The sequence below is a fragment of the Streptomyces sp. NPDC030183 genome (genome assembly GCF_055573455.1).
In genome coordinates, this window is sequence record NZ_JBVIBK010000011.1 from 145,555 (window position 1) to 163,868 (window position 18,314).

Here is an 18,314-nt window from a genome sequence, read left to right on the forward strand (position 1 = left end):
GGGGGACGCGGCCTGGCGATGACCCTTCTGGGTGACCTTCTGATGGGGGCGGACATGTCAATGCCGAAAGGATCGAACGTCGCGGTGCCGACGACCGCGCTACGCGTGGAACTGGGCTGGCGCTCCGGGCCGGGCGTGCCGGACGCCGACGCGTCGGCGCTGCTGCTGGCCGGGGGCAAGGTCCGTTCCGACGCGGACTTCGTCTTCTACAACCAGCCCGCGCACTCCTCCGGTGCCGTCCGGCACGAGGGCAAACGGGACATCGGCGGACAGGTGACCGACGCCCTGCACGTCGACCTCACCCGTGTCGAACCCGCCGTCGAGACCGTGGTCCTGGCCGCGTCCGCCGACGGCGGAACGTTTGGGCAGGTGCCCGGCCTGTACATCCGTGTGCTCGACGAGCGGGCGGGCGCCGAGGTCGCGCGCTTCGACAGCACCGACGCCGGTGTCGAGACGGCCTTCGTGCTCGGTGAGTTCTACCGCCGTCAGGGCGCCTGGAAGTTCCGTGCCGTCGGTCAGGGCTACAGCAGCGGACTCGAAGGTCTGGCCACCGACTTCGGCATCACCGTGGACGAACCCCAGCACGCCGCGGCGACGCGGACGCCCGCCTCCCCTTCGGCGCAGGTCCCCCTTCCGCCGCACGTGTCCCCTCCGACCCTGGTGTCGCCTCCGGCGCCGGTGCCCCCGCCCGTCACCGTGCCGCCCCCGGTGACGACCGCGCCACCCGCGCCCCCGGCCCCGCCCGCGGCGCCCACGGCCCCCGTGCGCCTCGCCAAGGTCACCCTCACCAAGGAGGCCCCGGCGGTCTCGCTGGCCAAACAGGGCGGCACATCCGGCGCCATGCGCGTGAACCTCAACTGGGAGGTCCGCAAGCAGTTCACCGGGTGGGGCAGCAAGCTGGGCCGGGCCGTCGCCATGCACGCCGACCTCGACCTCGACCTCTGCGCCCTGTTCGAACTGTCCGACGGCAGCAAGGGCGTCGTCCAGGCGCTCGGCAACGCCTTCGGGGCGCTGCACCGGCCGCCGTTCATCCACCTCGACGGCGACGACCGCACCGGTGCCGTGACGAGCGGCGAGAACCTCACCATCAACCTGGACCACAGGAACGCCTTCCGGCGCATCCTCATCTTCGTCACCATCTACGAGGGCGCCCGCTCCTTCGCGGACCTCCACGCGACGGTCACGCTCCAGCCCCAGCACGGCGCGCCCGTCGACTTCTCCCTCGACGAGTGCACCGTCCCGTCCACCGTCTGCGCCCTCGCCCTCATCACCAACCAGGGCGGCGACCTCGTCGTCCAGCGCGAGGCCCGCTACCTCGTCCCCGAGCGCGGCGTCAGTCCCCAGCGCACGGTCGACTACGCGTACGGATGGGGGATGAACTGGACACCCGGCAGAAAATAGCCGCCCCTCCCGCGCGGGCCGCCGCCCCACAGAGTGGCTAGCCCTCCTCGGGAACCGTCTCCGGGCGGGCGTAGGTGCGGCCCTTCCAGGCCGCGCCGCGCCCTCGGTAGTGCTGTACCGCGGAATCGACCGTCATCAGGAGGTACAGGACCGCCGTGAACGGCAGCAGCGCGGCCGACCACAGTGGCTGCCGGTAGTACCGCCGCATCGGCAGGTACGTCGCCGTCATCAGGGCCCAGGCGAGCCCGCCGGACAGCGCCGTCGGCAGGTCGCCCGCCGCGAGCCCCAGCAGGAGCGCGGCGGGCGGCACCCCGTAGACCAGCAGCAGACCGAGAACCGTGCCCGCGAGCAGCAGGGGGTTGTGGCGCAGCTGGGCGTAGGCGCTGCGGGAGACCATCCGCCACAGGTCGCCCAGCCGCGGATAGGCCCGCACGCTGTCCACCCGCTCGGCGAGCCCCAGCCAGATGTGGCCGCCGCTCCCCTTGACCGCCCGGGCGAGCGCCACGTCGTCGATGACGGCCTGCCGGATGGCGTCCGGGATCCGGGCCCGCTCGGCGGCCTCCGTCCGCAGCAGCACACAGCCACCCGCGGCGGCGGCCGTGCGCGAGCCCCGCACGCCGATCCGGCGGAACGGGTACAGCTGGGCGAAGAAGTAGACGAAGGCGGGGACCACCAGCCGTTCCCACCCGCTCTCCGCCCGCAGCCGCGCCATCTGCGACACCAGGTCGAAGCCGCCGGTGCGCGCGGCCGCCACCAGCGCCCGCAGACTGTCCGGCCGGTGGGCGATGTCCGCGTCCGTCAGCAGCAGGTACTCGGGTCCACGCGCGCGTGCCATCCCGATCCCGTGCCGCAGGGCCCACAGCTTGCCCGTCCAGCCGGCGGGCGGCTCCCCGGGCGAGGAGACGGTGAGCGGCAGCCCGCCGTGCCGTACGGCCAGCCCCCGGGCGAGATCGCCGGTGCCGTCCGTACTGCCGTCGTCGACGAGGAAGATCTCCGCGCGGCCCGGGTACTCCTGGGCCAGCAGCGACGGCAGGCTCTCCGCCAGGACGGCCGCCTCGTCGCGCGCGGGGACGACGACACAGACGGACGGCCAGCCGTCCGGGTCCCGGCGGGGCGGTAGGCGTACATCCGTGCGCCAGAAGAAGCCCTGGCCGAGCAGCAGCCACAGCCAGGCGGCGAGTGATACGGCGGCGGTCCACGCGATGGCGCTCACGTCGGCAGTCTGCCCCACGGCGACGGTCCGGCCGGGGCAATCGTCTATCGTGGCCGGGTGAAGATCGCGCTCATGGACTCCGGTATCGGTCTGCTTCCCGCCGCCGCCGCGGTACGGCGACTGCGACCCGACGCGCATCTCGTGATCTCGTCCGACCCCGACGGGATGCCCTGGGGACCGCGGACCCCGCAGGACCTGACGCAGCGCGCCCTCGCGGTCGCCGAGGCGGCGGCAGCGCACCGGCCGGACGCCCTGATCGTCGGCTGCAACACGGCCTCCGTGCACGCCCTGCCCGCCCTGCGCGCCCTCCTCGAACCGGGGCTGCCGGTCATCGGCACGGTCCCGGCGATCAAGCCGGCCGCGGCCGGGGGCGGGCCCTTCACCATCTGGGCGACGCCGGCCACCACCGGCAGCCCCTACCAGCGCGGACTGATCGAGGAGTTCGCCGACGGCGTGCCGGTCACCGAGGTGCCCTGCTGGGGGCTCGCCGAAGCCGTCGAGCACGCCGACGACGCGGCCGTCGACGCCGCGATCGCCGCGGCAGCCGCCCTCACCCCCGACGACGTCACGACCGTCGTCCTCGGCTGCACCCACTACGAACTGGTCGCCGAACGGATCCGCGCGGCCGTCCAGAAGCCCGGCCACCCGCCCCTCGTGCTGCACGGCTCCGCCGGAGCCGTGGCCGCCCAGGCACTGCGCCGGATCGGCGAGCCTCCCGCCCCGGACGCCGACTGGACCGAGGCCGGCCTGACGGTCATCCTCAGCGGACGCGAGGGCGCGCTGCCGGCCCCGGCGCTGGCCTACGAGGAGGGCAGGCTGCTCCAGGCGGTCGGCGCGACGCTCGCCTCGCAGCCCGAGAAGTAACGTTCCGCGACCAGGTGCCTGCGCAGCGGAACCTGAGTACGCTCGGAGCCATGAGGGACCACCCCCACGGCGAGCCGGGCAGCCCTGAGGCCCGCACCTCCGAGGTCTGGACCGGGCGCGCGACCAATCGCGCCCAGTGGCTCCTGGCGCTCGGCGGCGCCGCCTTCATGGCGCTGGGCATCGAACTGGCGGTCGACTCCGCGTGGACGTCCGGTACGGCCCCGCTCGTCATGTCGGTCGTCGGCTGCATCGCGGCCGGGCTGCTCGTGCTGTTCGGGACGCTGGCGTTCGTGCACGTCTCCGTGAGGGTCGACGGGGAGTGCCTGGAGGTGCGCTGCGGCCACATCGGCGTACCACGCCGCCGCATCCCTCTCTCCCAGGTCACCGACGTGGACTTCGCCCCCTGTGTCACCCCCCACCAATGGGGCGGCTGGGGTTACCGCTGGCGCCCGGAGAAGGGCACCGCCGTCGTCGTACGCAGAGGCGAGGCCGTGGTGCTGCGCCTCCTCGACGGACACACGTTCACCATCACCGTCGACCACGCCGAGACGGCCGTCCGTGTCATCCGTGCCCGGCTCAGGCCCAAGGCGTCCGGCACCGCACGCTGACCCCGGCCGGCCGTCGGCCGGCGGCGTCCGCGGTGATCTCGTCCGCCGGCCGCGTCACGGTCCGGTGCCGACGCCGCCCTCCTCGTCCGCGAGGGGCCGTGCCGTCGCCATTCCCGCGAGCAGGCCCGCGCCCGCCGTCACCGTCGTGAAGCTCAGCGCGTTGCCGACCGTTGCGATCGCGGCCAGCGCGGTGAGCGCCGCGCCCGCGGTGAGCACGACCGGGGTGGCCCGCGGGCTCCGCCACAGGACGTACAGGACCCAGCAGAACACCGCGGCCGGCAGGGCCACACCGATGAGTCCCTGCTCGGCCGCCAGCTGGAGCGGCGCCGAGTGCGGCTTGTCGTCGGACGGCAGCGCCTGGGCGACCGTCGGGCTGAGCTCGCCGAAGCGGCCGGGGCCGGCACCGAGCAGCGGTTCGGCGCGGGCCATGACGAGCGCGTCGTGCCACAGCAGGACGCGGTGGGGGGTGAGCTGGCCCTCCAGGGAGTCGGTCAGCCCCGACGGCAACGCTTCCTCGGCCGTCGCCCAGGTCGTCGCCGTCACCAGGGCGGCGACGAACGCCAGGCCCGCGAGCCCCGCGCCGCGGGGCATCCGGGCCGCGGCGAGCGAACACAGCATTACCCCCGCGCACGCGACGACCCCGGCGGTCGAGCCGAGCACGCCCGCCGCCACCGCGACGCCGACGGCCAGCAGCCGCAGGGCGAACCGTAGGCCGGGGGCACGGGCCGCCCAGGCGGCGCAGCAGACGGCGCCCGCCGACAGAACCAGCAGCGCCGCCGTCGCGCCCCTGTGCCCGAGCGGCGAGGCGAACGGCGAGCCCGCCGTGGCGTGCGGGGCGGTGACCGCCAGACCGAGCCCGGCCAGCGCCCCCGCACCCGGCGCCAAGACCGGCAGCAGGGCACCGCAGATGCGCCCCGCCGCGTAACCCGCCGACACGGCGAGCACCGCGAGCAGCACACCTTCGGGGCGACCGCCCCGAGCCGTCGCCGTGATCAGCGACCAGGCCGCACACGCCCCGAGCATGATCACGCCGGTCACATCGGAGACGTTCCGTCTGCCGGAGGCGGCCGACGCTCCGGCCGCGGACTCCGTCGCTGTGGACCCCAAACCGCCCCCCGCTGTGCCCGGCCCCGACCGCTCGACCGTGTTCGGCCGCACGTCAGAGGCTCGGGCACACCGTAACGGGTGATGTGCCCATGTGTGGATGAGTTGCGCAGAAACGATGCGGCAGATGTGCGGGGAGCGTGCGGCGAACGCCTCACCGGACCCGGAAGGACCGCGCTGTCAGCGCCGGGGTCACGCGCCGTACACTCCCCGAGTGACCGTCACCGCGACTCCCGTAGACGAGCCGGAACAGCTCGAACCCCAGGCCGCGCCCGTTTCCCGGGCGTCCCGCTGGGCCCGTCGGCTCCTTCCGGCCGCCGCCGCGGCGCTCTGCGGAGTGCTGCTCTACGTCAGTTTCCCGCCCCGGACCCTGTGGTGGCTGGCCCTGCCGGCGTTCGCGGGCTTCGGCTGGGTGCTGCGCGGGCGGAGCTGGAAGGCGGGACTCGGCCTCGGTTACCTCTTCGGCCTCGGCTTCCTGCTGCCGCTTCTCGTCTGGACCGGTGTGGAGGTCGGCCCCGGGCCGTGGCTCGCGCTCGTCGCCATCGAAGCGGTGTTCGTGGCGCTCGTCGGCGCCGGCACCGCACTCGTCTCGAAGCTCCCCGGCTGGCCCCTGTGGGCCGCGGCCCTGTGGATCGCCGGCGAGGCCGCACGCGCGCGTGCCCCCTTCAACGGCTTCCCCTGGGGCAAGATCGCCTTCGGTCAGGCGGACGGAGTCTTCCTGCCGCTCGCCGCGCTGGGCGGCACCCCGGTGCTCGGCTTCGCCGTCGTCCTGTGCGGCTTCGGGCTGTTCGAGGCCGTCCGGCTGGTCGTCGCGGCGCGGCGCACCGGAACCGCGCTCCGCCGGGGAACCGCCGCGGTGGCGGCACTGAGTGTGGCCGTCCCCGTGGCCGGCGCCCTCGCCTCGCGCGGCCTCGTCAGCGACAAGGCCGAGGACGGCACGGCGACCGTCGCGGTCATCCAGGGCAACGTCCCGCGGCTCGGGCTCGACTTCAACGCCCAGCGCCGGGCGGTCCTCGACTACCACGCCAAGGAGACGGAGCGGCTCGCCGCCGAGGTCAAGGCCGGCAAGGTGGAGCGGCCGGACTTCGTGCTCTGGCCGGAGAACTCCTCCGACATCGACCCCTTCGCCAACGACGACGCCCGCGCGGTCATCGAGCAGGCGGCCACCGCCATCGGCGCGCCCATCTCCGTCGGCGGCGTGGTCGAGCGGGACGGCAAGCTCTACAACGAACAGATCCTCTGGGACCCGGAGAAGGGCCCCACCGACACCTACGACAAGCGGCAGATCCAGCCGTTCGGCGAGTACCTGCCCCTCCGGTCGCTCATCGGCGCCATCAACGACCAGTGGACGTCCATGGTCCGCACGGACTTCAGCCGTGGCACCGAGCCCGGCGTGTTCACCATGGACGGCGCCCGGGTCGGTCTCGTCACCTGCTACGAGGCGGCCTTCGACTGGGCGGTGCGCTCCGAGGTCGCCGACGGCGCGCAGTTGATCTCCGTACCGAGCAACAACGCCACCTTCGACCGCAGCGAGATGACCTACCAGCAGCTCGCCATGTCCCGGGTCCGCGCGGTCGAACACAGCCGCACCGTCACCGTGCCGGTGACCAGCGGGGTCAGCGCGATCATCATGCCCGACGGGAGGATCACCCAGAGGACCGGGATGTTCGTCGCGGACTCCCTGGTCCAGCAGGTGCCGCTGCGGTCCTCGGAGACGCCCGCCACCAAGGTGGGCATCGCGCCCGAGATGCTTCTGGTGCTGGTCGCGATGGGCGGGCTCGGCTGGGCGATCGGGGCCGGTGTGCGCGGGAGGCGCGCCGGTGGCGTGTAGCCGTACGCCTCGTGTGCGCGTCCGGGAAGCGTCGGGGTGAGGGAATCGGCCCGTTAGGGTCGGCTCCATGGCTACCCCTGAATTCATCCGCACGCTCCGTGTCTCGGCCGGTCATCAGCTCCTGTGGCTCCCCGGGGTCACCGCCGTCGTCCTCGACGACGACGGCAGAGTGCTGCTGAACCGCCGGTCCGACAACGGCCAGTGGTCGCTCATCGGCGGTATCCCGGAGCCCGGGGAGCAGCCCGCCGCCTGTGCGGTGCGCGAGGTGCACGAGGAGACGGCGGTCCGGTGCGTGCCCGAGCGGATCGTCCTCGTCCAGGCGCTCGAACCGGTGCGGTACGACAACGGGGACGTCTGCCAGTACATGGACACCACCTTCCGGTGCCGTGCCGTCGGGGGAGAGGCACGGGTCAACGACGACGAGTCGCTGGAGGTCGGCTGGTACTCCCTGGACGCCCTGCCCGAGCTGAGCGAGTTCGCGCTCTTCCGGATCAAGCAGGCCATGTCCGACGCGCCCACCTGGTTCGACCCCATCGTCTGAGGAGCGGCGCCGCCCCCCGGCGCGACGCACGGATGCCCGCCGGTCCGGCGTGCTGCCAAGTCCGGCCCCGACCAGGGCTGTTGAGGTAGGCAGGGGCGGCGGGCCGGGCGTCGACGGGCCGGGGCGGACGTGTACGTTGGCACATGATCCGTTTCCGACCGCGACGGCGCCGCCGACGGCGAGGGGGAGAACGAGCACATGGCACGCGTTGCGGTCATCACCGCGCCGAACATCGGGTACCGCAACACCGGCATGGTGACCGTCGACCTGGCGTTCGAGTCCCTGCGGCGGAGGATGCCCGCCCCCGTCGACGCCACCTGGTACACCCTGCACCCACCGGAGACGGTGGAACCGCGGGAGTGCGCGCGGGGCACCGAGTTCCCGTTCCGCTTCCGGCCGTTGGCCGAGCACGTGGACGAGCTGCGCGACCATGACGCGGTCGTCTTCTGGGGCGACTTCCTGCACACCCGGCACTATCTGGCCCAGGACGCCACGAACCGCCTGCTCGACTTCGGCATGGCGCGGGACCGGGACGAGGCCCGGCTGCTGCTGAACCGCACGCTGCTGCTGGCGGACCAGCCGGACGAACTCCTTGCCCGGACCCTCAGTTACGGCGGGACGATTCTGCACAACACGCAGTCCGACTACGAGGACAAGGAGTACGGCCCGCTGTTCTCCCGGCTGGTGACGCGCAGTCACCGGATGTGGATGCGTGAACCGCTTTCGGCGGCCAGGATCGCGCGCTTGCGCGGGGACCGCACGACCGAGCACTTCGGTTCGGACGCGGCGCTGCTGTCCCGCCCGGGCGACCTCGACCACCTCCCGGCCACGGCCTGGTCCCAGGACCTTCCGGAGGGCGGCGCGATCGGCGTGTTCCTCGGCGCGCGCACCGAGATCCCCGCATGGCTGCCGGACTTCTGCGCGACCCTCGCGGACCGGCTCGGCGCCCCGCTCGAATGGCTGCCCTGGTTCGACCGGGACATCCCCTCCCGCGCCGGCCACATCGCGCGGCGGCCGGGCGGCCACACCCTCGGCGATCTGCTGCGTGTCCTGCCCCGGTACCGGCTGGTCATCACGGACACCTACCACCTGGCGGTCAACGCCTGGGGCGCCGGCACGCCGGCCCTGTGCGTGGGCGCTCCCGAGCCGGTGCCCATGACGCACGACGACTATCTGACGCTGAGCGACGTGAAGAAGCATGTGTTCCACATGGCCTACGACGCGGCGGACTTCTATCTGACGACCCTTCCCGACACCCGTGAGGGCCACGAGCGGCGCGCCGACCGGCTCGTCCGCCTCGTGGAGGGCGGGGGCGCGGACGCCGTGGCCGCGCGGATGCGCGAGCACGCCGACCAGTCGGCGACCGCCTTCACCGAGACGCTCATGTCGCTGCTCGGCACGGGCCGTTGACACCACACCCCCTGTGCGGTTTTCACATTTTCCCTTTCCGGGTGCGCTAGCATCCTTACGGAATACTTATGCTCCATTGAGCATGTGTTCGCTCAGGCGTGGGGGGAGTGGTCGGCGGTCAAGGGCCGGCGTGAGGGGGGCGAGGGCATGGGCCGAGTCATCCGCGTGCGTGCCGTGATCGCCGCTCGCGACAGTGTTCCCGATACGGGCGAGTGACGGGCCGACCGGACCCAGCCCGCTGCACACGCCTGCTCGACACCAGGCACAGACGCCGCCCGCCCTCGTCAACGGAGGACAGACGCCCGTGCATCACACCACCGCCATGCTCATCGAACTCGGGGCGATCATCCTCGCCCTCGGCCTGCTGGGACGCCTCGCCGGACGTGTGGGCTTCTCCCCCATACCCCTCTATCTCCTCGCCGGGCTCGCCTTCGGCCACGGCGGCATCCTGCCGCTGCGGGCGAGCGAGGAGTTCGTCGCCACCGGCGCCGAGATAGGCGTCGTCCTGCTGCTGCTCCTGCTCGGCCTGGAGTACAGCGCCACCGAACTCGTCACCAACCTCAAGACCCAGTACCCCTCCGGCGCCGTCGACTTCGTCCTCAACGCCGCCCCCGGCGCCGCGCTCGCCCTGATCCTCGGCTGGGGCCCGGTCGCGGCCGTCGCGCTGGCCGGGGTCACCTGGATCTCCTCGTCCGGCGTCATCGCCAAGGTCCTCGGCGACCTGGGCCGGCTCGGCAACCGCGAGACGCCCGTGGTGCTGGGCATCCTGGTCCTCGAGGACCTCTCCATGGCCGTCTACCTGCCGATCCTGACCGCCCTGCTCGCCGGGGTGAGCCTCGCCGGCGGTGCCCTCACCCTGCTGATCTCCCTCGGCACCGTCGGCGTCGTCCTCTACGCGGCCCTGCGCCACGGCCGGCTGATCAGCCGCGCCGTCTCCTCCGACAACGCCGAACTGCTCCTCCTGGTCGTCCTCGGCCTCACCCTCGTCGTCGCCGGAGTCGCCCAGCACCTGCAGGTCTCGGCCGCCGTGGGCGCGTTCCTCGTGGGGATCGCCCTGTCCGGCGAGGTCGCCGAAGGAGCCAGCAGCATCCTCACCCCGCTGCGGGATCTGTTCGCCGCGGTGTTCTTCGTCTTCTTCGGCCTGCGCACCGACCCCTCCGCCATCCCGCCCGTGCTCGTCCCGGCCCTCGCCCTGGCCGTCGTCACCGCCCTCACGAAGATCGCCACCGGTCACTGGGCCGCCCGCCGCGCCGGTATCCCCGCGAAGGGCCGCTGGCGGGCAGGCGGAACCCTCGTCGCCCGGGGCGAGTTCTCCATCGTCATCGCCGGACTCGCCGTCGGCGTCGAACCCCGGATCGGCCCGCTCGCCACCGCGTACGTCCTGATCCTCGTCGTGCTGGGCCCGCTCGCCGCCCGCTGGACCGAACCCCTCGCCCGCCGGGTCCCCCGACGTGCCGTACGCCGCCCGGCGGCCCGGTCGGTGGAGACGGAGGCCGTGCCCGAGCCCGTGGAGCCCGTTCGTGCGGGCGGTTGAACGCGGCGAACGGGCCCGCGCCGGCGCCCTCCGCGTGAGCCGGTGGCCCACACCTCGTCAGCCGCCGCCGCACACCGGCAGGGTGGGGCGGCGGTCGTCGCTGAGGTCCTCCAACTCCCGCAGCCGGTCGTCCAGTTCGCCGGGGGCGACCAGGAAACGGAGGACCGCCCGGTGGAAGGCGTCGCGCAGGGCAGGGGGCATGGTGTCCGAGGCGTCCCAGCACAGTCGCCGCTCCGCACCGCGCAGGATCGCACCGATCCGCCTCTCCGGGGCGTCCTGCCGACCGCCCGGTGCGGCGGCCTTCCGGTTCGCGGTGAAGTCCGGCAGCCGGGTGTCGGGGTCGGCCAGGAAACGGATCAGCTTCCTGGCCTCGTCCGTCGCGTTCAGCATGGCCGCGAGGTCCCCGGAGACCTCCCAGTGGTCGGCGCCCTCCCGCGCGCCCGGGATCACCTCGGCGGAGTGCACGAAGTCGCCCGCCACGGCCTTCCAGCGGTCGCCGCGGAACGAGCCCAGGTGCTCCAGGTTCCGGCGGGGACAGTCCCGGGCGAAGTTGTCCCGCAGCAGACGGCCGACGCGGGAGCGGTCGCCCGCGCCCACCATGTCGCCCCAGGCGCGCCACGCCTTGCGTACCCGGGGGTCCGTCCACGGGAGGCGGCCGTTCGCCCACTGGGCGTACGCCTCCGGGCCGGCCTGCTGGAGCAGGACGTCCTCCACCCAGTCGGTGCCCGGCCAGCCCGAGGTGGCACCGGACTCCATGCCCACGCACCAGCGGCCGGGCTCACCGGCGGCCCGCCCGATCCCGTCCGCCGACAGATCGCCCGCGTGCCACACCATGCTCTTCAGACCGGTCTTCACCGGCAGCCAGTACGTGCGCCTGCGGCCGTCCGCGCCCGCCACCTTCGGCACCCAGACCCCGGCGTACGACCCCGCCTCGAACAGGCCGTCCAACGGCTCCAGCCTGCCCTCGGCCGCGTACGCAGTCAGCTCCCCGGGCCCCGGCAGCAGCGCCACGTCGGGCTGCGTACCGGCCGCCAGATCGGCCGCCAGCACCTGGCTCAGCGCCGAACTGCCCTGGTACACGACGTCGATGCGGTACTCCTTCTCGAACGGCCGCACCGCCCGCTCGAACTGCTCCCGCTCGGCACCGCTCCAGTTGGCGAGGACCGTCACCGACCCGGTCCAGCCCCCCGTCAGACGCACCACCGCGACCACCGTCGCCAGCAGCACCAGACACACACCGACGGCGACGAGCGTCCTGGTCCGCGGGCGGCTCATCGCGACACCCTGAACCGGTACTCGGAGATGCGCGGCCCCAGCCCCGACACCGTCAACACCATCAGGACGACCCCTCCGACGAGGACCCAACCGGACAGCGACGCCCAGAACGCGGCGTCCGCCATGTACCGCTCCACGTTCGCCCCGGCCCGCGGTATCTCGTCCGCCTCCCGGGCCCCGCGCAGCTCGGCGAGCGAGTCACCCATCGCCCGGTGCGCCCGTACCGTGAACCAACCGAGGACCGCCACCCAGCCCGCCCACAGAACCGTGGCGGCGAGCAGCCACGGCTGCACGGCCGTACGGAAGCGACGCCGCGCGAACCACTGCGCCTCCACCAGCGCCCCGCACAGCGCGAGGCCCAGCACGGCCACCGTTCCCCAGCCCAGCCACAGCGGCCAGGGGAACGACGCCTGCTCACGGGCGACCGCAAGCTGCCGGCCCCGCAGCTCGTCGAGACGCTCGACGATGTCGTCCCGGCCGCGCTGCGCGTAGTGCAGGAAGGCCGCGCGCAGCGACGCGTCCTCCTCCTGCCCCGCCTGCTCCACCCAGGTCGAGTACACCGTGATCAACCCGGTGATCGTCTTCAGGCTGTGCCGGTCCGCCGGTCCGGCGACATTCTCCGAGGCCGCGACGGCGATGCTCTGGTGGGCGACCGAAATCTGGGTGTCGAAGTCACCCGTCGCGTCCGGGGCCGGACCGCTCTCTTCGACCGCCTCGTGCGCCCGCAGCACGGCGTTCCTCGCGGTGTCCACCGCCAGGATGCCCGGGGCGCTCGACGACGCCAGCGGCACCGTGTCGTCGTGCACCCCGCGGTAGGCACCGAACAGGACCAGGGTGGAGACCACCACGAGGGACAGCAGCACCCAGAGCCTGCGCACCAGAGCGCGCCCGGTGGTGTTCACGCCCCCTCCCGGAGGTCGTGACCGCACCGCGAACAGAAGCGCGCCGCCGCGGACGTCCGCTCCCGGCAGGAGGGGCACGGCAAGGAGGCCGCGACCGGGTCGTCGGGGAACACGTCGTCGGTGGAGCCCGCGTCGGGCTCGTACGTGCTGACGCTGCTGGCGGTGATCGCATGCTCGAAGTCGACGGCCGCCACCCCGGAGCGGAGCCTGACCCGCCCCGCCTCGGCGTCGAGGATCTCCACCAGCCGCTCCAACCGGTCGAGCGCCTGCTCGGCACCGATCGCGTGGGCGAGCCGCACGGCCCGGCCCAGATGCTGCTGCGCCAGGTCGCTCCGGCCGTTGCGGTGGGCGTCCGTGGCCGCCGCGACGGCCTCGCCGAGCCGCTGATGCCGCTCGAAGTGCTCCACCTGGAGGTCGCTGCGCGCCGACAGCGCCACGTCGTCGGTCCAGTGCACCACGCACGGCAGGGCCGGCGTCACCTCCACCCCGTGGCCGCCGGGCACGTCGAGGGCGACCACCGCGAGCTGCAGGTCCTCCCCCCGGGGCATCCCCGCCGGGTCGGCGGACAGGCACAGCTGGTACCGGCGGGTCTCGTCGCCCCACGCGCGCGTGACGAACCGCCAGGTCCCGTCGCCGTCCGGGCCGACCGGGTCCAGCTCCACCTCGGTCGGGAACACCTGCTTGAGGGAGCGCACCCCGGCCCCGGCCACGGGGGTCACGGAGATCACCAGCTCCGGGATGCTCTTGGCGAGCAGCCGGTGCATCACCCGCTCGTACTCCTCGGGCAGGGAAGCCGCCTCCCGCACCGACGAGGTCGTGCCGTGCAGCCGGCTGGTGATGCGCAGCAGCTCCCGGCCGTCCCAGCCGTCGCCGATGCCCCAGGCGTCGCACACGAACCGCCCCGCGCACGCCTCCAGGACGTCCGCCAGCGGCATCAGCTCGTCGTGCTGGTTCTTGCCGTCGGTCAGCAGCAGGACATGGCCGATGGGCGCGTCCGCCTCGATCAGCAGCCTGCGCGAGAGGTCGAGCCAGCTGCCGATGCAGGTACCGCCCCCGGCCACCAGATCGAGCACCGCCCTCTCCGCCCGTGCCCGGTGCCGGTCGTTCGCCCGCGCCATGGTCGCCGTCGTCGGATAGACCATGTCGGCCGACTGGGTGCCCCGGACCACCGCGAAGGGCGTGCCGTCGGGCAGCAGCCGCAGCGCCGCCACGGCCGCCTGGTGCGCCGCGCGCAGCTTCTCCTGCGGATACGCCATGGAACTGGAGCAGTCCACCGCCAGAACCTGCGCCAGCACCGGGCCCGTCCCGCCGCCGTTCTGCGTACCGTCGGCCTCGACGGTCAGGATGGCGTGCATCTGCGGTTCCCGCGCCTCACGGGACAGGTACTTCCACTGGCTGATGTCGAGGCCCACGGACGTGGTCCCCGCGTCCCCGCCGCCCGACGGTTCCTCGTTCCTCGCGTACTCGTTCACGAATGCGCCTGTGTCCACGGTGTCCGCGCTCCTCGCGCTCGCCCTCGTCCGCGGGCCCCCGGCCCGCCCGGCCCGTTCACGGCCCGCCGGCGTCCCGGCCGCGGGCCCGCACTCTCACGCCGTCCGCCGTCGGCCCCGCAGCAGCTCGCGCAGCCGGACCGGCTCCGGGAGGGCCGCGTACGCCAGGTCCAGCAGCTCACCGCGCTCGACGGCGCTGCCCGCCTGGTCCGCGAGTCTGCGCAGCGACCCCGACAGCAGGGTGCTCAATCCCCCGCGGGTGTCCAGCGGCCCGAACACCTCACCGGCCGGGAAGCGCGGACCCCACCCTCCGGGCGGCCGACAGCCGAGCGCGTTCTCGCGGACCTCGGTGACCAGCCGGTCCCAGGCGGCGCTCCCCACCAGGTGCTGCCCCGGGCCCGCCAGCCGCGCCAGCCGCCGGTCCGCGTCGGCCAGCTCGTCCACCGTCGGCCCCGATCCGGCCAGCCGGCCGGTGAGCACCCGGATCGCGGCGACACGCGCGGCGTCGTAGTGCCGTGACGTCGTCGGCACCTCGTCCAGCACCGCGACCGCCCGCGCCCGGTCCCCCCGCCGCAGATGGAGCCGGGCGAGGCCGAAGGCCGCGCTGCCCTGCGTCCGGTCCCGTCGCCACACGGCCTCGTAGTACGCCTCGGTCCGGTCCTCGGCGGCCGAGCGGTACTCCGCGCAGAACCCCAGCGCCAGCTTCGGCGCCGACTCCCCGGGCAGCGCCGAGTAGGCGGCCGCGAACTCGGCCTCCGCCCGCTGCGCCTGCCCGCGCGTCAGCCACACCAGGCCCTGGTGCCAGAAGGTCCGCCAGTCGTACGCGCCGCTCCGCTCGCGGGCCCGGTCGAGCCACCGCTCGGCCCGGTCCGTGTCCCCCGCGGCCAGGTAGGCCCGGCACAGCCACCACGCCGTCTCGACCGTGCCGAGCGCCGGGTCCCGTTCGGCGCGCTCCGCGGTGCGCTCGGGGCTGCCGGAGACGAGTCCGCCGAGCAGCACGGCGGCGGGGTCCGCCGGATCGGGGATCGGCACCGGCAGCGCCCGCGCGGTCTCCTCCGGGTCCGGTGGCCCGACGGGCAGCTCCGGCGTGTCCTGCCCGGAGCGGCGGGTCCAGTGGTCCAGCGCCGGTACCGTGCCGAGCGCCGCGCCGAAGACCGCCGCGGTCGGCTCGAACCGGGTGGAGCGTTCCGGGTACGGCGGGTGCCCGCGGAGTGCCTGGTGCTCGCGCAGCACCTCCCACAGCTGACGGGACATCTCCGCCGCGGACGTGAAGCGGGCCGCCGGCTCCGCGTGCGTGGCCCGTCTGATCAGCGCGTCGAAGGAGCGGGCCGCGAGCCCCGCGGCGGGCTCGGCGCGCGCGGCCAGGGTCTCCAGCGTCCGGCCCACGGTGAAGAGGTCGGTGTCGATGTGGAAGCCGCGCTGGTCGCGTTCCTGCTTCGGCGGCGCGTAGCCCGAGGTGTAGACGAGGGTGGAGGACCGGTCGTCGGTCCGCCGGATCGCCCCGAGGTCGATGACCTTGATGTCGCGCCCGTAGTGGATGACGTTCTCGGGCTTCATGTCGCAGTACAGCAGGCCCTGGTGGTGCAGGTACTCCAGCGCTCCGAGGATCTTGCAGCCGTACGTGATCACATGTCCGATGCCGAAGGGGCCGCCGAAGAGGGCCGTGAGCTCCGTGTCGGAGGCACGCCGGATCCAGTCCAGCGAGCGGCCCGAGACGTACTCCATCACGATGTAGCCGGTGGGTTCCGGCTCGCCGGGCCCCTGGTGCCGCACATACGTGACGATGCGCACGATGTCCCGGTGGTGGAGCGTGGTCAGCGAGTGGCGCTCCTCGACGGCGGACCGCCGGGCGACGGCGTCGCCGGTGTTGATCAGCCCCTTGAGGACGACATGGAGGTCCGGCACCCGGGTGTCCTCCGCCAGGTACACCCAGCCGAGGCCGCCCACCGCGAGGAAGCCGAGCACCCGGTAGTGGTCCCCGACCCGGTCGCCGGGGCGCAGCTTCGGCTCGAAGGAGTAGGCCCGGCCGCACCGGGGGCAGTAGCCCCGGGTGAGGGCGGGGCCGCCGGGGAAGGCCACACCGATGGTCCCGGCGCAGTTGTCGACACCGCAGCGCCTGCCGCCGGTGGGCGGGGCGGCGACGGTGGCCGCGGCCTCGGAGGGATCGGGGGAGGGGATCTCCGGGAGGACCACCAGCCCGTCGTTGTCGAGGGTCTCGGGGACCCGCCGGACGGGCCCGCGGGGCTGCTTCCCGGCATCGGGTCCGGGGTCGGGGGCGGGCCGTGCCGGAGTCGTCCGGGACAGGTCGGGGGGCCGTCGGTGGCAGGTGTCGCAGAAGCCGGTCACCATGATGCGGCCGCCGCCCGGGCAGTCGGATCTCGGGCACGGCACGGGTAAGGACGTCATGACGCGGAGGCACCCCCCTGTCCCCGTCTCCGCGGGGCCCGGCGGTCGACGCGGCGGGTGTACGCCTCCACGGCCGCCTCGGCGGCCTTGACGTCGCACGGCCTGGCCCGCAGCAGTTCGTGCGCGCGCAGACGAAGAGCGTCCAAGGTGAGGTCCTCCTCGTTGCCTCGTACGGAGTTCAGATGCAGGTCGTGGTAGCCGCGGAGCCTGCCGTCCAACTCGTCCCGCCGGTCGCGGAGCGCGTCGAGAGCGCGGACGCTCCTGGTCAGCCGCGCGGCCACCCGCCGGGCGAGGCGCTCGTACCGGGCCAGCTGCGGGCCGGCGTCGTCGGCGTCCCCCATGAGTTTGAGGGCGGCGAGGGCGGCGTGCGCCCGCACCAGATCGGCGTCGACGGGGCTCAGGTTCTCGGCCCGTACGGCCGCCATGCCCTCGTGGAGGGCGCGGGCGAGCGGTCCGGTGATCTCCTCCAGCCGTCCGACGAGGCGCGCGCGGCGCTCTCGTTCGGGCTCGATGACCAGTTCCCGCCGGGCGCGGTGGTAGACGGGGCCGGTGGCGCGGAAGACCAGCAGGAGGCGGTTGCCCTTGGCGCGCAGGGCCTTCAACAGCTCCAGCAGCGCGGGCGGATCGGTGGCCTCGTCGACCCCGACGACGACCACGGTGAGGGTGACGTCCGCGGCCTGGATCCGCTCCGCCACCGGGTCCGCCGGATGCTGCCACAGCCCCATGCGCTCCGCGATGCGCTCCCCGATCTCGGCGGAGGTCAGCCCGGCCGCGTTCACGGCCAGGTCGTGGCCGCCGGCCGACGGGACGGTGCCCGGCGGGTCGAGGGAGGCGCGGCCGACGGACGCCGCGGTGCGCAGCTCCCGGTCGGCGAGGGTGATCGCGCGGCGCAGCGTGGCGCCCCGTACCGCGTCGTCGGCGGGGACCAGGCTGATCTTCACCTGCCGGCCGTCGTCCTGCAGCCAGTCGGCGAGGCGCTGGGCGTACGGCTCGTCGAGCAGTGCCTCGGCCGTGTCCTGCCGGGTCGTCCGGAGCCCGTCGTCCACGGCCGTCCTGCCCCGGGTCCAGAGGCGGACCTGGGGCAGGTGCCGGACGATGGTCTCGGCCGGGCTCATGAAGGAGAACAGGTTGCCGTGCTGGTCCGCGATACCGCTGAGGACCATCCCGATGACCTTGCCGGTCAGGGTGTCCATCACTCCCGAGCCGCTGCACCCGGGACTGGCCAGCTCTCCTGGGCTCCTCGGGCTCAGCTGGACCTGCCCGTCCCGTCCGCAGCCGCCGACGATGCTGGCCCGGAACCAGATGCCGCCGTTGTGGTCGTACGGGAAGCCGTACATCTGGACGGCTCGGTTGGGCGCGGAGAGCCGGTGCAGCAGGGTCGGCTCCGTCAGGGGCCTCGGCTGTTCGAGGCGGAGCAGCGCCACGTCGCCGATCGGATCGCCGTCCGCGTCCCGGGTGTTGGGGACGTACGCGTCCCCGTCGACCCACGCGGCGACCGAGGGCACCGCGAGACCGGGCGCCGCCCCGACGAACTCCGCGGTGAACCGGGCCTCCCGGTCCGCCACCACATGGGCGCAGGTGAGCACCCGGTCGGGGCTCAGCAGAATGCCGGCGCCCGCGATCTTTCCGTCCGCCCGGCGGATGCGCACAGCCCAGCCGGGCGTCCCGAGTGACGAACCATCAACGACTCCCCCGTCGTCCGCCATAGCACAACTATACGAGCGACACGTCCCGG

14 protein-coding genes are annotated in these 18,314 nt (G+C 73.8%); 7 read left to right on the top strand and 7 right to left on the bottom strand.

The features are described 5' to 3' along the window. Nucleotides 1-54 precede the first annotated feature (54 nt). Nucleotides 55-1,401 carry a TerD family protein gene (locus ACZ4Z2_RS15700; protein WP_468076207.1) on the top strand — a complete coding sequence of 449 codons (1,347 nt, stop codon included), beginning with the start codon at nucleotides 55-57 and terminating at the stop codon, nucleotides 1,399-1,401. Between the two features lie 37 nt (nucleotides 1,402-1,438). On the opposite strand, the gene ACZ4Z2_RS15705 is transcribed toward ACZ4Z2_RS15700, so the two are convergent. Beyond that, the gene (locus tag ACZ4Z2_RS15705) at nucleotides 1,439-2,614 is read right to left on the bottom strand and encodes a glycosyltransferase (protein WP_468076209.1); all 1,176 of its coding nucleotides are present in this window, start codon (nucleotides 2,612-2,614) and stop codon (nucleotides 1,439-1,441) included. Between the two features lie 57 nt (nucleotides 2,615-2,671). On the opposite strand from ACZ4Z2_RS15705, the gene ACZ4Z2_RS15710 reads away from it, so the two are divergent. Next, on the top strand, nucleotides 2,672-3,478 hold the full coding sequence (locus ACZ4Z2_RS15710; protein ID WP_468076211.1) for a glutamate racemase: 807 nt from the start codon (nucleotides 2,672-2,674) through the stop codon (nucleotides 3,476-3,478). Nucleotides 3,479-3,528: 50 nt separating this feature from the next. Further along, complete coding sequence (locus ACZ4Z2_RS15715) at nucleotides 3,529-4,086, top strand: hypothetical protein (RefSeq protein WP_468076213.1); 558 nt, start codon at nucleotides 3,529-3,531, stop codon at nucleotides 4,084-4,086. A gap of 54 nt (nucleotides 4,087-4,140) precedes the next feature. On the opposite strand, the gene ACZ4Z2_RS15720 is transcribed toward ACZ4Z2_RS15715, so the two are convergent. Then, nucleotides 4,141-5,115, bottom strand: a complete 975-nt coding sequence (locus tag ACZ4Z2_RS15720) for an O-antigen ligase family protein (RefSeq protein ID WP_468076394.1) — start codon at nucleotides 5,113-5,115, stop codon at nucleotides 4,141-4,143. Between the two features lie 289 nt (nucleotides 5,116-5,404). On the opposite strand from ACZ4Z2_RS15720, the gene lnt reads away from it, so the two are divergent. From lnt to ACZ4Z2_RS15740, 4 genes are all read left to right on the top strand, one after another. After that, the gene (lnt, locus tag ACZ4Z2_RS15725; protein WP_468076215.1) at nucleotides 5,405-7,021 is read left to right on the top strand and encodes an apolipoprotein N-acyltransferase; all 1,617 of its coding nucleotides are present in this window, start codon (nucleotides 5,405-5,407) and stop codon (nucleotides 7,019-7,021) included. A 67-nt stretch (nucleotides 7,022-7,088) separates the two neighbouring features. Further along, nucleotides 7,089-7,562, top strand: coding sequence for an NUDIX hydrolase (locus ACZ4Z2_RS15730; protein ID WP_468076217.1), 474 nt, complete (start codon nucleotides 7,089-7,091; stop codon nucleotides 7,560-7,562). A gap of 198 nt (nucleotides 7,563-7,760) precedes the next feature. Continuing rightward, nucleotides 7,761-8,972 (top strand): hypothetical protein, encoded by a 1,212-nt coding sequence (locus tag ACZ4Z2_RS15735; protein WP_468076219.1) that lies wholly within the window; start codon nucleotides 7,761-7,763, stop codon nucleotides 8,970-8,972. A 304-nt stretch (nucleotides 8,973-9,276) separates the two neighbouring features. Next, nucleotides 9,277-10,506 (top strand): cation:proton antiporter, encoded by a 1,230-nt coding sequence (locus tag ACZ4Z2_RS15740; RefSeq protein WP_468076221.1) that lies wholly within the window; start codon nucleotides 9,277-9,279, stop codon nucleotides 10,504-10,506. Nucleotides 10,507-10,563: 57 nt separating this feature from the next. On the opposite strand, the gene ACZ4Z2_RS15745 is transcribed toward ACZ4Z2_RS15740, so the two are convergent. From ACZ4Z2_RS15745 to ACZ4Z2_RS15765, 5 genes are all read right to left on the bottom strand, one after another. Further along, complete coding sequence (locus ACZ4Z2_RS15745) at nucleotides 10,564-11,781, bottom strand: ABC transporter substrate-binding protein (RefSeq protein WP_468076222.1); 1,218 nt, start codon at nucleotides 11,779-11,781, stop codon at nucleotides 10,564-10,566. Then, nucleotides 11,778-12,683, bottom strand: coding sequence for a hypothetical protein (locus ACZ4Z2_RS15750; RefSeq protein ID WP_468076224.1), 906 nt, complete (start codon nucleotides 12,681-12,683; stop codon nucleotides 11,778-11,780). The genes ACZ4Z2_RS15745 and ACZ4Z2_RS15750 overlap by 4 nt, the downstream gene beginning before the upstream one ends. Continuing rightward, nucleotides 12,680-14,173 carry a VWA domain-containing protein gene (locus ACZ4Z2_RS15755; protein WP_468076226.1) on the bottom strand — a complete coding sequence of 498 codons (1,494 nt, stop codon included), beginning with the start codon at nucleotides 14,171-14,173 and terminating at the stop codon, nucleotides 12,680-12,682. The genes ACZ4Z2_RS15750 and ACZ4Z2_RS15755 overlap by 4 nt, the downstream gene beginning before the upstream one ends. 96 nt (nucleotides 14,174-14,269) lie before the next feature. Next, complete coding sequence (locus ACZ4Z2_RS15760; RefSeq protein ID WP_468076227.1) at nucleotides 14,270-16,579, bottom strand: tetratricopeptide repeat protein; 2,310 nt, start codon at nucleotides 16,577-16,579, stop codon at nucleotides 14,270-14,272. After that, nucleotides 16,576-18,285 (bottom strand): trypsin-like serine peptidase, encoded by a 1,710-nt coding sequence (locus tag ACZ4Z2_RS15765; protein ID WP_468076229.1) that lies wholly within the window; start codon nucleotides 18,283-18,285, stop codon nucleotides 16,576-16,578. The genes ACZ4Z2_RS15760 and ACZ4Z2_RS15765 overlap by 4 nt, the downstream gene beginning before the upstream one ends. Nucleotides 18,286-18,314 lie beyond the last annotated feature (29 nt).

Excerpts from the sequence above, each read along its gene's own strand:
- ACZ4Z2_RS15760 (WP_468076227.1), bottom strand. The coding sequence starts at position 16,579 with ATGACGTCCTTACCCGTGCCGTGCCCGAGATCCGACTGCCCGGGCGGC.
- ACZ4Z2_RS15700 (WP_468076207.1), top strand. The coding sequence starts at position 55 with ATGTCAATGCCGAAAGGATCGAACGTCGCGGTGCCGACGACCGCGCTA.
- ACZ4Z2_RS15735 (WP_468076219.1), top strand. The coding sequence starts at position 7,761 with ATGGCACGCGTTGCGGTCATCACCGCGCCGAACATCGGGTACCGCAAC.
- ACZ4Z2_RS15730 (WP_468076217.1), top strand. The coding sequence starts at position 7,089 with ATGGCTACCCCTGAATTCATCCGCACGCTCCGTGTCTCGGCCGGTCAT.
- ACZ4Z2_RS15765 (WP_468076229.1), bottom strand. The coding sequence starts at position 18,285 with ATGGCGGACGACGGGGGAGTCGTTGATGGTTCGTCACTCGGGACGCCC.
- ACZ4Z2_RS15745 (WP_468076222.1), bottom strand. The coding sequence starts at position 11,781 with ATGAGCCGCCCGCGGACCAGGACGCTCGTCGCCGTCGGTGTGTGTCTG.
- ACZ4Z2_RS15715 (WP_468076213.1), top strand. The coding sequence starts at position 3,529 with ATGAGGGACCACCCCCACGGCGAGCCGGGCAGCCCTGAGGCCCGCACC.